This is a genomic window from Bacillus sp. AFS001701 (assembly GCF_002559405.1).
GTDB lineage: Bacteria > Bacillota > Bacilli > Bacillales > Bacillaceae_G > Gottfriedia.
Map to the genome: position 1 here is coordinate 1 of NZ_NTZO01000140.1, position 18,749 is coordinate 18,749.

At 33.0% G+C, this 18,749-nt stretch carries 22 protein-coding genes; 15 read left to right on the top strand and 7 right to left on the bottom strand.

Going from position 1 to position 18,749, the window contains the following annotated elements:
- Nucleotides 1-246: hypothetical protein (locus CN514_RS26170; protein WP_217993922.1), on the top strand; the 246-nt coding region annotated here is incomplete at its 5' end.
- Between the two features lie 138 nt (nucleotides 247-384).
- Here the strand turns inward: CN514_RS26170 and CN514_RS11000 are convergent.
- Complete coding sequence (locus CN514_RS11000; protein WP_098232614.1) at nucleotides 385-1,305, bottom strand: NAD(P)/FAD-dependent oxidoreductase; 921 nt, start codon at nucleotides 1,303-1,305, stop codon at nucleotides 385-387.
- Nucleotides 1,306-1,501: 196 nt separating this feature from the next.
- Here CN514_RS11000 and CN514_RS11005 point away from each other — a divergent pair, with 196 nt between their 5' ends.
- Nucleotides 1,502-2,425, top strand: coding sequence for a DMT family transporter (locus tag CN514_RS11005; RefSeq protein WP_098232615.1), 924 nt, complete (start codon nucleotides 1,502-1,504; stop codon nucleotides 2,423-2,425).
- Between the two features lie 81 nt (nucleotides 2,426-2,506).
- Complete coding sequence (locus tag CN514_RS11010; RefSeq protein ID WP_098232616.1) at nucleotides 2,507-3,370, top strand: AraC family transcriptional regulator; 864 nt, start codon at nucleotides 2,507-2,509, stop codon at nucleotides 3,368-3,370.
- A 68-nt stretch (nucleotides 3,371-3,438) separates the two neighbouring features.
- Here the strand turns inward: CN514_RS11010 and CN514_RS11015 are convergent, their stop codons facing one another.
- Nucleotides 3,439-4,380: a Gfo/Idh/MocA family protein gene (locus tag CN514_RS11015; protein WP_098232617.1), complete on the bottom strand. Its 942-nt coding sequence runs from the start codon at nucleotides 4,378-4,380 to the stop codon at nucleotides 3,439-3,441.
- Between the two features lie 226 nt (nucleotides 4,381-4,606).
- On the opposite strand from CN514_RS11015, the gene CN514_RS25675 reads away from it, so the two are divergent.
- Nucleotides 4,607-4,768, top strand: a complete 162-nt coding sequence (locus CN514_RS25675; RefSeq protein ID WP_176525872.1) for a hypothetical protein — start codon at nucleotides 4,607-4,609, stop codon at nucleotides 4,766-4,768.
- Between the two features lie 170 nt (nucleotides 4,769-4,938).
- On the opposite strand, the gene CN514_RS11020 is transcribed toward CN514_RS25675, so the two are convergent.
- The 3 genes from CN514_RS11020 to CN514_RS11030 all read right to left on the bottom strand — a co-directional run bounded on the left by CN514_RS11020 (nucleotide 4,939) and on the right by CN514_RS11030 (nucleotide 7,256).
- Nucleotides 4,939-5,550 (bottom strand): DsbA family oxidoreductase, encoded by a 612-nt coding sequence (locus CN514_RS11020; RefSeq protein WP_098232618.1) that lies wholly within the window; start codon nucleotides 5,548-5,550, stop codon nucleotides 4,939-4,941.
- Nucleotides 5,551-5,684: 134 nt separating this feature from the next.
- Nucleotides 5,685-6,068: a hypothetical protein gene (locus tag CN514_RS11025; RefSeq protein ID WP_098232619.1), complete on the bottom strand. Its 384-nt coding sequence runs from the start codon at nucleotides 6,066-6,068 to the stop codon at nucleotides 5,685-5,687.
- Between the two features lie 72 nt (nucleotides 6,069-6,140).
- Nucleotides 6,141-7,256: a BMP family lipoprotein gene (locus CN514_RS11030; protein ID WP_098232620.1), complete on the bottom strand. Its 1,116-nt coding sequence runs from the start codon at nucleotides 7,254-7,256 to the stop codon at nucleotides 6,141-6,143.
- A 147-nt stretch (nucleotides 7,257-7,403) separates the two neighbouring features.
- Here CN514_RS11030 and rnz point away from each other — a divergent pair, with 147 nt between their 5' ends.
- The 5 genes from rnz to cbpA all read left to right on the top strand — a co-directional run bounded on the left by rnz (nucleotide 7,404) and on the right by cbpA (nucleotide 11,785).
- Nucleotides 7,404-8,330 carry a ribonuclease Z gene (gene rnz / locus CN514_RS11035; protein WP_098232621.1) on the top strand — a complete coding sequence of 309 codons (927 nt, stop codon included), beginning with the start codon at nucleotides 7,404-7,406 and terminating at the stop codon, nucleotides 8,328-8,330.
- A 111-nt stretch (nucleotides 8,331-8,441) separates the two neighbouring features.
- Nucleotides 8,442-9,194 (top strand): polysaccharide deacetylase family protein, encoded by a 753-nt coding sequence (locus tag CN514_RS11040; RefSeq protein ID WP_098232622.1) that lies wholly within the window; start codon nucleotides 8,442-8,444, stop codon nucleotides 9,192-9,194.
- Between the two features lie 158 nt (nucleotides 9,195-9,352).
- Entirely contained in the window at nucleotides 9,353-9,682 is a 330-nt protein-coding gene (locus CN514_RS11045) for a lmo0954 family membrane protein (protein ID WP_097974594.1), read from the top strand.
- A gap of 15 nt (nucleotides 9,683-9,697) precedes the next feature.
- On the top strand, nucleotides 9,698-10,339 hold the full coding sequence (locus CN514_RS11050) for a PspA/IM30 family protein (RefSeq protein WP_049819743.1): 642 nt from the start codon (nucleotides 9,698-9,700) through the stop codon (nucleotides 10,337-10,339).
- A 798-nt stretch (nucleotides 10,340-11,137) separates the two neighbouring features.
- Nucleotides 11,138-11,785, top strand: coding sequence for a cyclic di-AMP binding protein CbpA (gene cbpA, locus CN514_RS11055; RefSeq protein WP_098232624.1), 648 nt, complete (start codon nucleotides 11,138-11,140; stop codon nucleotides 11,783-11,785).
- A gap of 103 nt (nucleotides 11,786-11,888) precedes the next feature.
- On the opposite strand, the gene CN514_RS11060 is transcribed toward cbpA, so the two are convergent.
- Nucleotides 11,889-12,140, bottom strand: coding sequence for a hypothetical protein (locus CN514_RS11060; protein ID WP_098232625.1), 252 nt, complete (start codon nucleotides 12,138-12,140; stop codon nucleotides 11,889-11,891).
- Nucleotides 12,141-12,218: 78 nt separating this feature from the next.
- A complete protein-coding gene (gene proC, locus CN514_RS11065) occupies nucleotides 12,219-13,058 on the bottom strand; it encodes a pyrroline-5-carboxylate reductase (protein WP_098232626.1) in 840 nt (279 codons plus the stop codon).
- A 323-nt stretch (nucleotides 13,059-13,381) separates the two neighbouring features.
- On the opposite strand from proC, the gene CN514_RS11070 reads away from it, so the two are divergent.
- The 6 genes from CN514_RS11070 (at nucleotide 13,382) to CN514_RS11095 (ending at nucleotide 18,745) form a co-directional block, all read left to right on the top strand.
- Nucleotides 13,382-14,362: an MBL fold metallo-hydrolase gene (locus tag CN514_RS11070; protein WP_098232627.1), complete on the top strand. Its 981-nt coding sequence runs from the start codon at nucleotides 13,382-13,384 to the stop codon at nucleotides 14,360-14,362.
- A gap of 15 nt (nucleotides 14,363-14,377) precedes the next feature.
- The gene (locus CN514_RS11075; RefSeq protein WP_098232628.1) at nucleotides 14,378-15,166 is read left to right on the top strand and encodes an SDR family NAD(P)-dependent oxidoreductase; all 789 of its coding nucleotides are present in this window, start codon (nucleotides 14,378-14,380) and stop codon (nucleotides 15,164-15,166) included.
- A gap of 217 nt (nucleotides 15,167-15,383) precedes the next feature.
- The gene (locus CN514_RS11080; protein WP_098232629.1) at nucleotides 15,384-15,680 is read left to right on the top strand and encodes an antibiotic biosynthesis monooxygenase family protein; all 297 of its coding nucleotides are present in this window, start codon (nucleotides 15,384-15,386) and stop codon (nucleotides 15,678-15,680) included.
- 382 nt (nucleotides 15,681-16,062) lie between these two features.
- Nucleotides 16,063-17,391 (top strand): aspartate aminotransferase family protein, encoded by a 1,329-nt coding sequence (locus tag CN514_RS11085; protein WP_098232630.1) that lies wholly within the window; start codon nucleotides 16,063-16,065, stop codon nucleotides 17,389-17,391.
- Between the two features lie 65 nt (nucleotides 17,392-17,456).
- Nucleotides 17,457-18,086, top strand: a complete 630-nt coding sequence (locus CN514_RS11090; RefSeq protein ID WP_025671666.1) for a CoA transferase subunit A — start codon at nucleotides 17,457-17,459, stop codon at nucleotides 18,084-18,086.
- Nucleotides 18,087-18,097: 11 nt separating this feature from the next.
- Nucleotides 18,098-18,745 (top strand): 3-oxoacid CoA-transferase subunit B, encoded by a 648-nt coding sequence (locus CN514_RS11095; protein WP_435817624.1) that lies wholly within the window; start codon nucleotides 18,098-18,100, stop codon nucleotides 18,743-18,745.
- The last annotated feature ends 4 nt before the right edge of the window (nucleotides 18,746-18,749 follow it).

An 18,749-nucleotide genomic window follows, 5' to 3' on the forward strand; every position in this document is an offset into this window, starting at 1 on the left:
CATCTTGTACAATTTTATATATTTCAGCATGTTCAACATGTTAATCACACCATTAGATCTCTAGGGAATTTTGATTTAGCTAGAGCAATCATTTCAGGATTAATCTATTTACTATGTATTATTTGTATTGAGGATACTTATAGAAGATATCGAATGCCTTCAACTTTTATCCGAATATTAATACCAATTTTAGTGTTTATTTTAGCAATCATCACTATGTATACGTTAATAAAAGTATTTTTCTAAAACGATTTGATAAGATGAAAACAGCAAAAAAGTATTACTTCATTAAATGATGTAATACTTTTTTTGTTGAGCTTAAATAGTAACTTTGTTGAGAATGGATAAGGTGGGGGGGAAATCGCTTATCTCTTTTTATGTTGTTTATGAATCTTTTACACTCATTTCTAATAATCTTTTTTGAATCCAAACAGCGGCTTGGGTACCATCGCCCATTGCTATTGTAACTTGTTGAGAATGGGCTACTAAATCGCCGGCTGCCCATACATTTGGAACATTCGTCTCCTTTGTCCGCGGGTCTACAATAACATGCTTATTATTTAAAAGATTTACCCCTAGTTGGATAGCAAGATTATTTTGTACTTCATTTCCACCAAAACCAATAAAAGCTCGGTCCCCATAAATTATTTCACCACTTTGTAAACAAATGCCTTTAAAAGTGGAATCGTCTTCTTTGAGTACTGCTTTAATGTTTTCTTTTCGATAGTGAATTCCAATTTTCTGAAGGTGGTCATTTAATTTGGAATCAAGGTCATGTCCTTCGTGATTAATATATGTAATTTGTTTTGACCAATAAGCTAATGTTATGGCGAGATTTGCACCAGTATTACCAGATCCAAGTATTAAAACACTTTTATTTAAAATTTCATATCCATCACAGTCTGGACAAACATAAATTGTCGATCCAAGACAATCGACTAGATTTTTAATTTGAGGAATTCGATCAATTAGTCCAGTTGAGAGTAAGACTGTTTTGGCAGAATAAGATTTTCCTGTTTTCGTCTCTATTAAGAATTGATTGTTTACGTTATGTATACTTATTACTTTATCTTGGGTGAATGATACACCATAGACTTCAGCATGCTTTCTTCCCAGTTGTCTTAGCTCTTGTCCACTTATACTATTCGGCCAACCTAATATATTACGATATGTTTTACATAATGTTGACCGCCCATAATTTGAGTCAATTACGAGTACATTCCTTTGGTATCGCCCAAGCTGAATTGATGCCTGTAAACCTGCGAAACCTCCCCCTACTATGATACATTCATATAACTCATTCATAGACTTGTCTCCTAAATCATTTAATCCAAAATCGTATATGTTCAATTTTTCCAATTAAGCAAATTCTAATCACAATTTCTCAATTAATCTAATTGTTGAAAATTAAAGGATTTTTGATTGATATATTCTGAATAGTTAGGTACGATTTTTCTATTAACTTATTTTAATTTTTATATTTTTTGTGGAGGGAGTAAAAATGAGTGCAGATAAGATTGCCTTAACAAATTCAAGAACGAAGGGATTTATTCTCGTATTAACTGCGGCAATATTATGGGGCATATCTGGAACTGTTGCACAATTTGTATTTCAAAGAAATCATTTTAGTCCAGAATGGTTAGTAGTTATTCGATTATTGTTTTCAGGAAACATCCTACTAGTTTTTGCTAGTCTGAAAGAAAAAAGAAATATAACAGAAATTTGGAAGGATAAGAAGGATGTCTTAAGTTTATTGTTATTTAGTATTCTTGGAATGTTAGCAGTTCAATATACATACTTCGCCGCAATAAAAGCTTCAAATGCTGCTACGGCGACAATTTTACAATATTTGGCACCTGTCATTATTACATGCTATTTAGCAATGCATTTCAAAAAAGTACCGACTAGAAAAGAAGTACTGGCTGTCATTTTAGCGCTTGCAGGGACATTTTTACTGGTAACGCATGGAACGATTGAAGGATTGTCTATTACTGGATGGGCATTATTTTGGGGACTAGCTTCAGCTTTTGCTTTGGCATTTTATTCAATACAGCCTCAAAATCTTTTAAAAAAATTTGGGTCGACAATCGTTGTAGGTTGGGGAATGCTAATCGGTGGAATTTGTTTTAGCTTCATACATTCACCTTTTAATTTCCAAGGTCATTGGTCGATGAGTGCATATTTCGCAGTAATTTTTATTGTTATTTTTGGGACGTTAATAGCCTTTTATTGCTATTTAGAGAGTTTAAAGTATATTAATGCTTCTGAATCTAGCTTACTTGCATGTGTGGAACCTCTATCCGCAGCTGTACTATCAGTAATTTGGTTAAGTGTAAATTTTGAAATAATAGACTGGATCGGTAGCCTTTGTATTATAAGTACGGTTGTCATTTTAGCAATGGCTGATCGAAAAGGGGCTAATTGACTATTATCTGTCACAAAAGAGCATAAAAAGACAGGACTCAATAAATTTAACTTGTTAGGATGTAATTAAGGGAGGTGTCATATGGCTTGGGTTGAATCTTTACAAAAGGCAATTGATTATATTGAAGACAATTTATTAAACGAGTTAACGATTGAAGATATTTCTAAACAAGCTAATTCATCTGTTTTTCATTTTCAGCGAACATTTTCAATTTTAACTGATATGAATATAGCTGAATATATAAGACGAAGAAGATTGACGCTAGCAGCCAATGAATTAACAACTACTGATCATAAAATAATTGACATTGCCTTGAAATATAGGTATGACTCTCCTGAGGCTTTTGCAAAAGCGTTTAGAAGACAGCATGGTATAACCCCAAGTGAAGCAAGAAAGTTTATTGGAAATCTAAAATCATATAACCGCCTCGTTATTCAGGTGAGTTTGAAGGGAGCAGAACCAATGCAATTTAATATTGTAGAAAAAAGTGCTTTTCAAGTAGTTGGAGTGAAAAAAGAGTTTTCTTATTTGAATGATCAACAACAGCAACTGATTCCTAAAATGTGGGAAGAGGTTAATGAAAATGGTACGAGTGATCGTTTGTACGAAATTAACAACGGTGACATTAAAGGTGTTTTAGGAGTTTGTATGATGAGTGAGGAGCAAAAATCAAAAAATCTACTAGAATATTGGGTTGCAACCGAATACGAAGGAGATGTACCAGAAGGTTTTTATCATCATGAAATTCCTGCATCAAAATGGGCTGTATTTGGTGTTCACGGAGCAATGCCACATGCAATGCAATCGGCATGGAAGAAGATTTTTTCGGAATGGTTTCCTTCAAGCGGCTATTCACATGCAGGCATCCCAGAATTTGAACTTTATCCGGAAGGAAATCCATTTAGTGAAGATTATTATACTGAAATTTGGATTCCAGTAAAATAAATCCGAACATTAAAAGCGTTAAAAAAGGTGCTTCTTAAAGAGAGCACCTTTTACTTTTATGTAGGGATTTATCCTCTTAATGCTTCTAAAACTAATTGTGCTTTGTAGCCTTCAGAGAAATCTATGATTGTAGCTTCTTCACCTTTTAAAGACTTTACTAAATTGTCAATTAATGAATCAGCTAAAGTTTGATCGGCTTCTATTTGTTGAATTGGCTCGCCGATTTTTCCTCCTTCTAAATTAGCCCAATTTACTAAAGAAAGAGTTCCTTTCGAACCGTATGCTGTAAATTTAATTTCTTCTTCACCTGCAATTTGGCTTAAGCCATCTATTAATACAGGAGTGCCATCTTCTAATTCTAAAAAGGCGATAATTCCATTTTCGGAAGCAATAGGGTCAGCGGGATATTGCATATGTTTCGTATTGACTTTCAAGTTACCAAAAATCTTTTGAATTTGTTGAATATAATGCACACCAACCTCTAATACATAACCTCCTTGTTCTTTTGTAGCAACCCATTCATTTTGTTGCCATAGTCTCGGCCAATTTGGAAAACGCATCTTTAATTCGATTCTTTTTAAGTCACCAACATATCCGGATTTAATAAGGCTAGCAAAAGACTTACTACCAACATTGTAGTTTAATGGAAAGTTCATAGCATGAAAAATACCTTTTTCCTTTGCTTGAGTATAAAGTCCTAGAGCTTCCTCTGTTGAATTTGCTAAAGGCTTTTCACAAAGCACATTAATTCCTTTTGCGATTACATCAGATACTACTGAATAGTGATATTTTGGAGGTACAGTAACATAAATGAGATCAAGTTCAGTATTTTCAAGCATCTCAAGATGATTTGTAAAGGTGAAAACTGATTCTAATTGGCTACTTGTTTCTTGAACTCTTTCTTCTAAAGTGTCACAAATTGCTACTATTTTTGTTTCTTGGTGGTTTGAAAATAAAGGAATTAATCTTTGGCCAATTGCGCCAAGACCAATAATACCAACTTTTATCATGAGAAAAACACCTTTCAAAATAGATTTATATTGTAATTATAGTAAGAAAAATTAAATAATTAAAGAAATTGATACCATGTTCTTATCATAAGATATTTGAGGTGCTACAAATTGCTCATGGGAAATAAGTTTTTGTGTAAAAAGTTTTGTGAATTACCAAATTCAAAAAGGGGTTTTCGACACAGAAAGAGAATATAATTCATTGATAAGTAATGGAGGTGACATCATGGAGAAGAAGCCGTTGTATTATGATGGTAGTGGGGATGGAGAAAAATTAATTCAATCAGAAGTTGTAAAGCAAATGAGTATTGTTACTGAAGTAAGAAAAAATTTAACTGGTAAATTGTTTGTAATCGATTGGAGTCAAGTTAAAGTAGCTGGGAAATGATTTGTTATTTGTGCTTAATTGTTCTTGATTAAGAACGAACCGAAAAACGATCAACAAAATAATGAATTAAAAAATTGTTTATCCCATTTGATTTATTAAAATTAAAAAGGATGTCCCATAAGTTAGTAAGTAAAACAAACTTAAGAGAAATCCTTTTTGATTAAAGATTATTAACAGTTTCCATCAATGTCGCAGCTTAATGAAGACTGCTCAACAAGTTTTTGGTTGTTTAATGCTTGAATAAATGCTTCTTTACTTTGAACACCTTGTAAAACTTGATCACCAATTATAAATGTTGGTACTGCATTAATAAAATTAGGGTTTTGGATCGATGAGTCATACTTTGTATTTGAAACAGCTTCTATGAATTGAGAACGGTCTAAGCCAAGTTTTTCAGCGATATCTGCAAGTACGTTTACATCACCAATTTCTTTGCCTTCTGTCCAAAAGTCTGCTAAAACTGCTTGAGCATATTCGGCACCTTTTCCATTTTCTTCTGCGAATAAAAAACCTCTATGAGCTTTTTTAGTTGAAGGATGAGGATCCATAGTTGGTAAAATCATCTCTACACCGAGTTTTTGTGCAAGTGGTTGAACTCCGAATTTCCATCCTTGTTGAATATAAGAACTATTTGGACTTAAAGGTTCAGCTCCCTCAGGTCTTAATTGGAATGGTTTCCATTCAAGCTCTACATCGCTAACTTCTTTCATAGCGTCCTCAAGTGGTTTTTTTCCTAAATAACAAAACGGACATACATAGTCCGAATAAATTGTAACTTTCATTATGAAACCTCCTAAATCAATTAAAGAAAGTATAAACAAAATTAGATCTAAAACTCAATTTATTAGCTTCGAATGACGAAAATTTTTTTAGGGAAAAACTGTTCTAAGTAAAAAAGAAATAGAACATGAGAGCTCTATTTCTTTAAATCATTGGTTGATTGATCATCAGGTGGTGGATTCGTTCCGATTCTAGCTGTGTTCAGATCAACAAATGCGTTTAAAAAATACTTTCTTCTTAAAAGTAAAATGGATAGTAGTAATAGGCCACAGATTGATGTGAAAATCATTCCAGTAAGTAATCCACCTATATACATGAATGTATCCATTTGTGATGTAAATAGTGACCAAACTAAAATAGAAAGGATTCCGTCTGCTAAAACAATGGCAAGCGATACTACTAAATACGGTAAAAATTGTCCAGTTTCTTTTGTTTTCTTTGAAGCATACCTATACCCAATTGGTACAGATAAAAAGATGATAAAACAATAGAAGAGTAATATGAAATCTCGAATTGACATAGTATCACACCTAACTTTTTTTGTTGGTACTATACTATATGCAGAATATTCATATAATTGGACAAGATTTTTTTATTTACCAATTTTTACTTTTTTCTTTTTAATTTCTGCTTTTTCAGGCTTTGTAGGAGAGAAGTTATCAAAATCCTTTTTTGTTTCTGGTACTTCGATATGTCCTGTTCTTATATTTGCTTTATATAAATCAACTTGTTCTTTAGTGACTTTATTTAAATTCTTATCTGTTTTTGCAAGATCAACGCCATTTTCTTTTATGCCCCATCTCAAAATGCGTCCACCTTGAAAGTTCCCTTTTAATTTCTTTGTGATTACTTCATCTACGCCTTTATCAATTCTTTTAATTGCGGAAGTTAGGGTGACATTTTCCGGTAATCCTTGTTTATATTGATCCCGGTCAACACCAATTACCCAAACCTTTTTACCATTTTTCTTTAATTTTTTAGCTTCAGTAAATACACCTAATCCTGTTTTTCCTGCTACTTGGAAAATTATATCTACACCTTTATCATTGTATAAGGATTTTGCTAATTTACTTCCCTCTGCAGGTTTATCATATGAATTTGCAAATTCGGTCAATACTTTTATTTTTGGATCGACAGACATAACACCTGCTTTAAATCCGTATTCAAACCTTTTTATAAATGGATCTTTTGTACCACCGATAAATCCAATCTTATGCGTTTTAGTGTTCATCGCTGCTGCAATACCAGCGAGGAATGCTGATTGCTCTTCACGATAGGTAACACTTACGACATTTGGTTTTTCAACAATCCCATCGATTATGACAAAGTCAGATTTTTTTTCTTTACTCGCAACATCAGAGATGGCTTTTTGAAATGAATAGCCTATTCCAAATGTTAAATCATATTTTTTCTTTGCATACTTCATTAATTCTTTTTTTGCTGCTTTGTCTGTTGGGACATCGGTTTTTACATAATTTTTATTTTCCTTCCAACCATGTTTCTTTCCTGTTTCTATAATTCCATCCCAAACTGCTTGGTTAAATCCTTTATCGTGAATTTCAGTTTTACCCATCACAATTCCAATTTTAAAATCATTTTCGTTTTCTTTCTCCGATGCACTTATATTATTATTTCGATTAGCACAGCTGGTTAAAGTAAGGCTAGCAATTAGTGATACAGCGGCGATTTGGAAAAAACGTATTCGCATTGTTTTCCTCCATTTATTATATTTAAAAAACTAAGCTCTATTGTGTAAATTTCCCAATCAATTCATAAATCATTCTTTAAAGTGTTGGCAATTTAATATACAAGTGGTACTGTAACAATTAGAAATGATGAAGATGGAGGCATTAACGTGAAGCTTGTATTTTTAGGAACGGGAGCAGGAATGCCATCAAAAGGTAGGAATGTAACAAGTATTGCATTACAGCTTTTAGAGGAAAGAGGAGCGACTTGGCTTTTCGATTGTGGTGAAGCAACACAACATCAAATATTACATACGTCAATTAGGCCACGACGAATCGAGAAAATTTTTATTACTCATTGCCATGGCGATCATATCTTTGGATTGCCTGGACTATTAAGTAGTAGAACATTTTTAGGTGGAGAAGATTTATTAACAATTTATGGGCCTAAAGGTTTAAAGGATTATGTGGAGACTAGCTTTAAAATTAGTGGTACTTATTTGAAATATCCGATTCATTATGTTGAAACTTCTGAAGGTATTGTTTTTGAAGATGACCAATTTATTGTTCAAGCAGTAGAACTAGAACATGGAATTCAATCATTTGGTTATCAAATTATTGAAAAGGATTTACCAGGAGAATTAAACGTAGAGGAATTAAAGAAAATTGATGTAAAACCAGGGCCTGTTTATAAATTCCTAAAAGAAGGTAAAACAGTAACTTTAGAGGATGGAAGAATTTTAAATGGTAAGGATTTTATTGGACCTTCAAAAAAAGGTCGACGCATTGCAATAGCAGGGGATACTCGTATAACTGATAAAAGTAATTTGCTTGCAAGAGGTATGGATGTATTAGTTCATGAATCAACCTTTGCAGACGATGAAACAGCTCATGCATATGATTATTTCCATACAACTAGTACCCAAATTGCAACTGTTGCTAAATGTGAGGAAATTAAAACTCTCTATTTAACACATATAAGTGCCAGATATCAAGGGGAAGCTTCAAAAAAATTATTAGATGAAGCACGTGAAATCTTTGATCATACATATATAGCGAATGATTTTGATGAATACGAAATCACAAGAAATGATTGATTTTCACGAATGAAATTTTCAGTTAGATGCAGAGCTTTTAAAAAGTTGAGAAGTGTACATAAAAGAATGGTTTAGAGACATGATATAAGTATTCTGCGTAAAAGGAAGGTCATGGCTTTGAAACAATTAAAAGTTATCCTTTTATTTATTTTTTGTTTCCAATCTATTTTTTACAGTTCTATTAATGCATCAGCTGAAAGCAAAAATCGATATTACTACGAAAAGCAAGGTACTGCTATTTGGGAGGTACCTGTAAAAGAGAAAGTAATAGCAATTACATTTGATGATGGGCCGAATGATGAATATACCCCAGAAGTTTTAGATTTATTAAAGAAGTATAATGCTAAAGCAACATTTTTTTTAGTCGGTGAGAGAGTTGCAAAGTTTCCTGAAGTTGTAATGAGAGAAATAGAAGAAGGTCATGAAGTTGCGAATCATACATATACGCATGCTAGACTTCAGTATCTAACTGATGAACAAATAAGAGATCAATTACATAAAACTCATGATGCAATTATAGCTGCAACTCATGTTGAACCAGTATTATTTAGACCACCATTTGGTTACTATAGTGAGCGTTCGATAAATACCGTGCATGACCTTGGCTATTTAACCGTTATGTGGTCTTGGCATCAGGATACATTTGATTGGCAAAATCCAGGAGTATATAAAATCGTATCAAATGTATTAAAAGATACTAGAAAAGGAGATATTGTTCTTTTTCATGATCACGGAGGGGACCGTAGTCAAACTATCGAAGCACTGAAACAAATCTTACCAGCTCTTCAAAAGCAAGGCTATCAGTTTGTAACGGTATCTCAACTATTACAATTAAAAGCAGGTGTTAAACTACCTAATTTTTAGTCAAAACCAGATCAATGGATTATCCAAATTGATCTGTTTTTTTGTTTGTCTTGCTTTTCTACTTCTTAAGTCTGATATAAAACCATTCCTCAGGCCATTATTCCAATATAAAAACTTGTATAAGATAAGAGTATAAGTTGAAAGGAGGCGACGAGGTCATGAAGAAGTTCTTAACTTTTATCCTCGTACTAATATTAATTGGAGTTGCTTTAGCGAATTTAGGTGGCTTGATTACTTTAGCACTTGGGTTAGTAATCACATATTTCAGTTTTAAAAAGTTTATGAAAACAGATTCGATTTTAATGAAAATCATCTGGACAATTATTGGATTAATCGGTTTATCGATTGCAATAAGTGGTCTTCCTTCTTTAATAGGTGCAGCAGCAGCAATTTTGCTTTATTACCTATATAAAGATTATAAAAATCAAAAAAAACTTAAAGATGATGAATTTAATATTTATGATGAAAATTTCAACCCTATAAAATAAGAGGAGTGTATGACTATGAAAAACTTATTTACTCGTATTAAAAATCAAATCTCAGCGGATTTACATGGCTTATTAGATGAGAAAGAACAACAAAATCCAATCTCACAATTAAATTACTTCATTAAACAATCTGAAAGTGAATTAGGAAAAGTAAGAGGGTTACTTGAAAGACATTACTCATTACGTACGAAATTCCAGGTCGAACGTGAGGGAGCACTTCAAATGGTGCAAAAACGTGAAGAGCAATTAAAGGTTGCAAATGAAGCTGGTGCAGAAGATCTAATCAAACGTGCAACTGAAGATCTAGCTTTTTATAAAGAACAAGCTGAAAAGTTTGTTACATTAATCGCTAAAACAGAAGAAGAAATTAGCTTTATGCATGAGCAAGTTAATCAAATTGAAAAAAAGTTAAAAGAGCTTCATACGAAAAAATATGACTTAATGTCTCGCCAAAACATGGCTCACGCGACAAAAAAAATAAATGAAACTCACCATTTACTTAATAGTAAAATGCCATCAATTGACTTCAACTACTTTGAAAAACAAATTCGTGATTTAGAGCTAAGAGTTCGTTCAGAATTTGATCTTCAATCATTTGATTACAAAATTGACTTATTAAAAAAAGAACTAACAAATAAAGTAAAGCAAGAAGCATAATCGTTTTCGAGAAGAAGAGATCACCTATCTCTTCTTTTTTTGTGGATTTAAAATGGAACAATTCAATAAAAAGATGAGTTAGGTAGATTTCCACTACAGGAGGTTATGAGTAAGTAATGTTTAAGAAAAAGCAATTTAAGTACCTCATGAACCTGTTATGAGAAAGTACATAAGAGGAAAAAGCAATTTAAGTACCTCATGAACCCGTTATGAGGAAGTACATTAGAAGAAAAAGCAAAATATGTACCTCTTGAACCAGTTATGAGGAAGTACATTAGAGGAAAAAGCAAAAGAAGTACCTCATGAAATTGATATGAGGAAGCAAATTACAAGAAAAGGCAATATAAGTTCCTGATGAACCCCATTTTTGTCTTTTTTTGATTATTTTGGAATAAATTTCTCTTTTAAAAATATAGATATGATGTTGACCTTAAATAGTATAGAAAATTATTTGAAAATTTCGAATTAGTTTATGAAACAAAAAAGGTACATTTTGAGAAAGGGCGAATTAATTATGAAAGGCTTCGAGATCGTTTTAAAAGACATTGTTATTTATTAAGGTAAGATCCGTAAGTTCCCACATAATTAAACATCAATATATCCTACATTGAGGAGCGTATAAGGAGGTTTTTAGAGTTACAATCTTTGGGATGAGGGGCTTTTAATCGAATCTATTTATGTTAACAGTGCTTTTAATCAAAACATGCGACTTGATGGAGTTTTTATTTTGTATTTGTGTTTTTAAAAGAGAAAAATTAAGAATGATTAGTAAAATAAATTTTGAAAGTAGGGTTATTATTGAGAATTAAAGGTAATATCGTAAAAAAACATGATGTAGTTCATTGTATGGTTTCAACTGAGGCACAGTTTGCATGGGAACTTTTAAAGAAAACAAAATATCGATGTATTCCAGTTTTAAGTGAAAATGATAAAGAGTATGTTGGAAATCTTTATCGTGTTGATTTAGCTGAGTATTTGGCAGATAACGATTCTTTGCAAGGCAAGACAGTAAATGATTTTGTGCGCAAAGAATGTCCACCAATTCAGGAAGATTCTCCATTTTTCAAAGTATTCTTTACGATTAAACGTTTTCCATATTTAGCAGTAGTAAACGATCTAAATGAATTTGTAGGAATTTTAACGCATAAAACAGTTTTTGAATTATTAGAAGAAGCATGGGGACTTAAGGACGGCGGTTATTCATTAACTGTTAGTACGATGGAACATGAAGGTGCATTAGCAAGATTAGCTAAGCTTGTAAATAAATATTCTAATTTGAAGAGCTGTATTACACTAGATAGTGATTCGGTTTATCGAAGAGTTTTAATTACGCTACCACCAACTATTAGTGAAGACGATTATATTAAGTTGAAAAAAGATATCATTAAAAAAGAGTTTCATATTATGCATGAAGAAGTCGCAACAAGTCATGCTACTCAAAAATGATTAAAAAGAAGAGCAAGGAGATCATTATACAGTCCCTTGCTCTTTTATTTAATATGTTGATTTTTTTGATGCCAGTCTGACAGGCATGGACGTAGTTAAATCCTTAATTTAGCTTTTTATGTACTTCATGATTTGATTCTTTATCTTTCTTTAATGAATCGAATTTTAATAGTAGGAGAGTTGATACTTTTTGAGGGTAGCTAAGTGGTTTGCCTTTTGCTTCTACCATTGAATTACCAACAACATAACTGATTGTTAGAAAGCCAACAATTAAAACTAGTGTAACGATTAAAGCAATTGTGATGAGAATACGCTTAATACTCGCTCGTAATACTCTACTGTTTGTTATTTTCATCAGAAAACTCTCCCCCTTAGGACAACACAGTTACCTGTATCATTTTATTACCTAAGGAAGAGAGTCATGACAAGCCGATTAAATTTTATTAATTTTTTCATATTCCTCTTGGATTTCACGTGATCGAACAGTTGCTTCAATAAAGCAATTTAAAAATGAATTAGCAACTTCACGGTCTTCAAGAACAGATATTCCAGCTTGAGTAGTGCCATTTGGGCTTGTAACTTTCTTCCTCAATGTCAATGGAGATTTATTCGTTTCTTGAAGCATTGAAATCGAACCCATTAAAGTTTGTTGAATAAATGGCTTGGCAATATCACGATGGATCCCTAGTGCCATTGCAGCTCGTTCAAATTGCTCGATGACATAATATATATAGGCTGGACCACTACCAAATAATCCAGTCATTGCATGTAATTCGTCTTCTTCAACTTTAGCGACAATACCGACACGCTCAAATAATCTTTTTGCAGTTTGCACCTTTTCAAAAGGAACTTCATCTGGATAAGCAAGTGCTGTAGCAGATTTTCTAACGAGTGAAGACGTAGTTGGCATTGCACGAACAATATTCAGATTTTCATTTCCTAGTAACTGTTTAATTTTACTGATTGTAACACCTGCTACTAAGGAAATAATTAACTGTTTTTCATTGAAAAAACTTTTAATTTGATCAAGAGCGATTGTAACATCTTTAGGTTTTATCGCTAAAAAAACTACACTTGAACCAGAGATTGCTAACTGACGGTTTGTAGTAGCTAATACACCATATTTTGTATGTAAACTATCTAAACGTTCTAAATCCGCCCTATTAGTGATTGCAATTTGATCACTCTCAATATACCCACTTTCAATTAATCCTGCAATTAATGCTTCTGCGATACTACCTGCACCAATAAACGCAACTTTTCCTAGAAACATTACATTCACCTCACCTCTATTGTAATAGATATTATATTAGAGAAATAAATACTATATTCCTTGTTGACATATTACTTTTATATAATTTTTTTAAAATATTTTTAAATAATTTTTAGGTGCAGACAAAATTTTAAGTAGAAAAGAAGTCAATTGGGAAATTTTTTTAGTTTTGTAACGATTAATACCTTTATCAATCCCCGTGTTCTCTGCACTTTCTAGGCTATGGTATTACATTAATGTAAAATTCTAATCATCTTTGTTTGTATTTTTTAAAATGTATATTAGAATTAACTGTAAGAAGATTCTGATAAGGAGGAATTAACATGATCCCTGAAGATAAGATTCACCAAATTACACTCCCGGTACCTTATGCAATGAATACAGTAAATGTTTTTTTAGTTGAAGGAGATTTATTGACTTTAATTGATACAGGAACGAATACTCCAGATACTTTAGATGCACTTAAAAGTGAATTAGATAAAATAGGGTATAAATTAGAAGATATTGAACAAGTCATTTTAACTCATCATCATCCAGACCATGCAGGATTATTAGAAGAGTTCAATGAAGATGTGAAGATTTTAGGCCATGAACGAAATATTCCGTATTTAACTCAGGAACAATCATTCCTAAATTACTATAATGAGTACTTTATTGAAAATGCACTATTATACGGTGTACCACAAGAATATGTACAAAGAATGCCACGTACAACAGAGAAAATGCCATATACTAGTATTCGTTCTTTAACTCATACGATAGATGAGGGCGATCGAATTGATAGTATTTTTGGGTTGAAAGTATTGTACACACCTGGTCATGCAACTACTCACATTTCTTTATTTAGTGAGGATGATGGCATTGCATTCGGAGGGGATTTATTATTAGATAAGGTTTCGTCAAACCCAATTATTGAGCCGCCATTAAATGGTGAAACCGAACGTGTAAAGCCATTACTTCAATATAATCATTCCTTACAAAGAATAGCAGAACTTCCGATTACAAAATTATATACTGGTCATGGTGATCCAGTTACAGATATTAAGGATTTAGTAAAAAGTAGAATAGAAAAGCAAAAAGCTAGAGCTGAAAAAGTATATGAAATGGTTAAAAAACAACCGTTAACTGCATATGAAGTTTGCCAAATGTTATTTCCAAAGGTTTATCAAAAACAACTTTCACTTACTTTGTCTGAAACAATTGGTCAATTAGACTACCTGGAAAACTTAGGTTTTATTAGTTTAAATGAACGAAATGATGGTATACTTGAGTATAAAACGAATGAGCATTCAGTCAGTCAATAATAGAGGTGGGAATTTTTGAGGTTAAGTAACCAAACGGTAGTAATAACAGGTGCTTCGAGTGGTCTTGGGAAAGATTTAGCTTTAACTGCAGCAAAACAAGGCGCTAATATCGTCTTAATTGCTAGAAGAGAAACAGAGCTAAAAAACTTAAAGGCAAAAATACAAGAAGATTTTCCAGTTAAATGTCATTATTTTGTTGTAGATGTGACAGATGAAAATGCAGTATATGATGCATTTCATCAAATCGAAGAGCAATTTGATGGAATCGATGTTTTAATAAATAATGCAGGCTATGGTCTATTTCAAACAGTTGAACAAATGTCATTTCAAGATATGAAGCAAATGTTTGATGTCAATGTATTTGGGGTCATGATTTGTTCAAAGCTTGCCCTTACGTCTATGAAGCTAAAAGGGAAGGGACATATTATTAATATCGCTTCTTTAGCAGGTAAGATTGCAACTTCAAAAGCTGCAGCATATGCGAGTTCTAAGCATGCGGTGCTAGGATTCAGCAATGCCTTAAGACAAGAAGTTGAAAAAGACGGAATCTATATTACGAATATAAATCCAGGTCCGATGGATACTCCGTTTTTTGATATAGCTGATGAGTCAGGATCATACGCAAAATCTGTTCGGAAAATGATGTTAGACCCTGAAAAAGTTGCTTCGAAAGTTATTTCTTTAATTGGAAAAAATGTTCATGAAATCGATTTACCTTCATGGATGGGATTTGGAGCAAAAGTCTATTCAGTATTCCCTAAAGTAAGTTATTATTTAATGATGAAATTCGGAAATAAAAAATAATAGAAGCTGTTCATAGAAACAGCTTAGATGTTGATAGAAAAAAGAGCTAAGAGAGTAAGTTTCTCGAAGCTTTTTTTATTTAGTGCTGTGTTAAAGAATGATGTTGTTTTTGTTATTCAACTTATTGGTAGATTAGTGGATTAAGGATACTTAAAGGTGGAGATTAAAACTTTGCCGAATAATATAAATTCGGATCAAAATAATTAGGGGTGATTAAATGGTATTGGAAGCTGTTATGCTATATGTTAAGGAAGGTATGGAGGAACAATATGAAGAAGCTTTTCGAGAAGCATCAAAAATTATTTCTTCTATGAAAGGCTACATGTCACATGAATTACAACGATGCATGGAAATAAAAGGGAAATATTTATTATTGGTGCAGTGGGAAACATTGGAGGACCATACAATTGGATTTAGACAATCTAATGAATACCAAGATTGGAAAAAGCAGCTTCATCATTTTTACGACCCATTTCCAACAGTGGAACATTTTGAAATGGTGAAACTTTTGTAGATGTTTCTTCGACAACTTTTGAAGTAAGTTATAAACTTCCATTCATTGTGGTGGTGAATTATTGATCCATGGTTGGCTAACGCATACGTTCGCTACATAAAGAAAAGTAAGACCACATTTTTGTGGTCTTTTTCAGTTTCAATCAACATTTAAATTTAGAGGAGCTTTATTTAAATTAATTTAAACCTTTTCTATTTGTTATTTGCTATTCATTTTTTAATACATACTAAATTGTTTTGCGTCTCGTTAGTATTTCAACCTTGCATCTATCCACCTCATACTTTTATTCGAAGTAAACCCTATTGTTTTTCATTAGTCTAACTTCATGCGCTTTCAACTATATATATAGTAATGAGATCTAAGTGAAAGATGGTGGGATAGTATGACTAAAAGGGATTATTTAATAAAACCACTTGTAGGTGATAGTTATCCAACAATTGATCGAGGAGAAACTATCTACCTATGGGACAAGCAAGGAAAGAAATATATTGATGGTTCTTCGGGTGCAGTTGCTGCAAGTATTGGTCATGGTGTTAAGGAAATAATTGATGAAATGGTAAAGCAAGCCTCTAAAGTGGCGTTTGTTTATAGATCACAGTTTACGAGTGAGGCGGCAGAACAATTAGCTGAAAAAATAGCTCAGCTAGCACCTGGAGATTTAAACTGGAGTTTTTTTGTTAATAGTGGTACTGAAGCAACTGAAACGGCTATGAAAATGGCAATACAGCATTTTCAAGAAAGAGGAATTCATACGAAAACGAAGATTATATCAAGGAGTATGAGCTACCATGGTATCACCATCGGATCCTTATCTATGTCAGGGCATCCTTTAAGGAGGAAACGTTTTACTAGTTTACTAGAGGATTATCCAATGGTTGAAGCGCCGTATTGCAAAAGGTGCCCATTTGAATTAGAGCCTGGAAATTGTGGTTTACTTTGTGCGACTGCACTTGATCGTACAATTCAGAAATTAGGTTCTGAAAATGTAGCAGCCTTTATAGTTGAACCTATTGTTGGTGCGGCAGGAGCTGCGTTAACTCCTCTAAAAGGATATTATGAAAAAATTAAAGAAATTTGTGATAAAAATGATGTGCTACTTATTGCGGACGAAGTAATGACGGGAATAGGTAGAACTGGGGAAATGTTCGGAATGAATCATTGGAATTGTGTGCCCGATTTATTAGTTCTTGGTAAGGGATTAGCGGCTGGTTATACACCAATTGCTGCAGCAATCGCAAGTGATCGTGTAATGCAACCAATTTTAGAAGGCAGTCGACTTGTTATGAGTGGACACACGTTTAGCGCAAATCCTCTCTCTGCAAGTATAGCTTTAGCGGTTTTAAACTATGTCGAAAAAAATGGATTAGTACAAAATTCTAAAATACAAGGTGAAAAGATCAAATTAAAACTAAAAGAATGGCAGAAAGAGTATCCTTTTCTATTCGATGTCAGGGGAGAAGGACTACTGATCGGTATTGAAATAAATGAAGATTTCTTTGATTGTAAAAGTGTAACAAATCGTGTAATTGAGATTGCTAAAAATCATGGATTATTACTGTATCCATCTGTTAGTGGTCCATATGGAAGATCTGAAAATAGTTTCTTGCTTTCTCCACCTTTAGTCATTACTGATGCGCAAGTAAATGAATTGCTAACTTTATTGAAGGAAGTATTTAATGAGCTAAATCAAGAAGCAAAGGAGATCGAATAATGGCAATCAATACTTTCGGGAAAATCATTCGTATTGAAGAAGCTTTGCTTTATTTTAAAGATGATATGGTGTTAATGTTCGGTGGATTTGGAGGAATCGGTAACCCACCAACATTAATAAGGAGCATTTTAGAGAAAGGTGTAAAAAATCTTACTCTAATTGGAAATGATACTGGTTTTCCTGATGTTGGGATCGGACAATTAGTGACGGCTAAAAGAGTAAAAAAAATGATTACAACACATATCGGATCAAATCCGAATGCTGGAAAGCAAATGACAGATGGTACGTTAGAAATAGAGTTCAGTCCTCAAGGTACATTTATCGAACGGATCCGAGCGGGTGGAGTTGGATTAGGTGGCGTTTTAGTGGATATTGGGATTGATAGTGTAATAGATGTTGATAAACAGAGAGTGAATGTATTTGGGAAAGAGTATTTAGTTGAAACTCCTCTCATTTCAGATGTTTCAATTGTATATGCGAAGAAAGCAGACCCTTTTGGGAATTTAGTTTTTGATAAGAGTGCTCGTAATACGAATCCTTATGTAGCAATGGCCGGAAAAATCACAATTGCGGAAGTTGATGAAATTGTTCCTTTAGGAGCATTAGAACCTGAAGAAATTATCGTACCTGGCGCTTTCGTAAACCACATCGTTCAATCGGAAGGAGTGAATTGGAAGTGGGTTTGGGAAAAATAAATCCTAGGGAAATGATGGCAAAACGTGCAGCAAAAGAAGTAAAGAGCGGTATGATTGTGAATCTTGGGATTGGAATTCCTTCACTAATCCCAAATTACTTACCAGATGATTGCCAAGTAATGTTCCATGCAGAAAATGGTGTGTTAGGTTTAGGACCTACTCCGCAAAAAGGTGAAGAAGATGAAAATTTATGTAATGCTGCAGGATTACCTGTAACACTAATTCCAGGTTCCAGTTATTTTGATAGTAGCATAGCCTTTGCGATTATTCGAAAAGGTTTATTAGATTTAACAGTACTCGGTGCTCTCGAAGTCAGTAAAAATGGCGATTTAGCAAATTGGATTGTCCCTGGTAAAAGAGTGCCAGGAATTGGTGGAGCAATGGACTTAGCTCAAAAATCCAAAAAAGTAATTGTTTTAATGAACCATACTAATAAAAATGGTGACCCTAAAATAGTCTCTGAATGTACACTGCCTCTTACATCTCCAAGTTGCGTAGATTTAATCATTACTGAAATGGCCGTAATTGAAGTTAAAAAAGAAAGTGGAGAGCTTTGGTTAAATGAAGTAATGTCTCCATATTTAGTCAGCGATGTGATTGAGAAAACTGGTGCTCCACTATTTGTGAACCCAAATGTTATTGTTCATCGTTGGGAGTGATCAA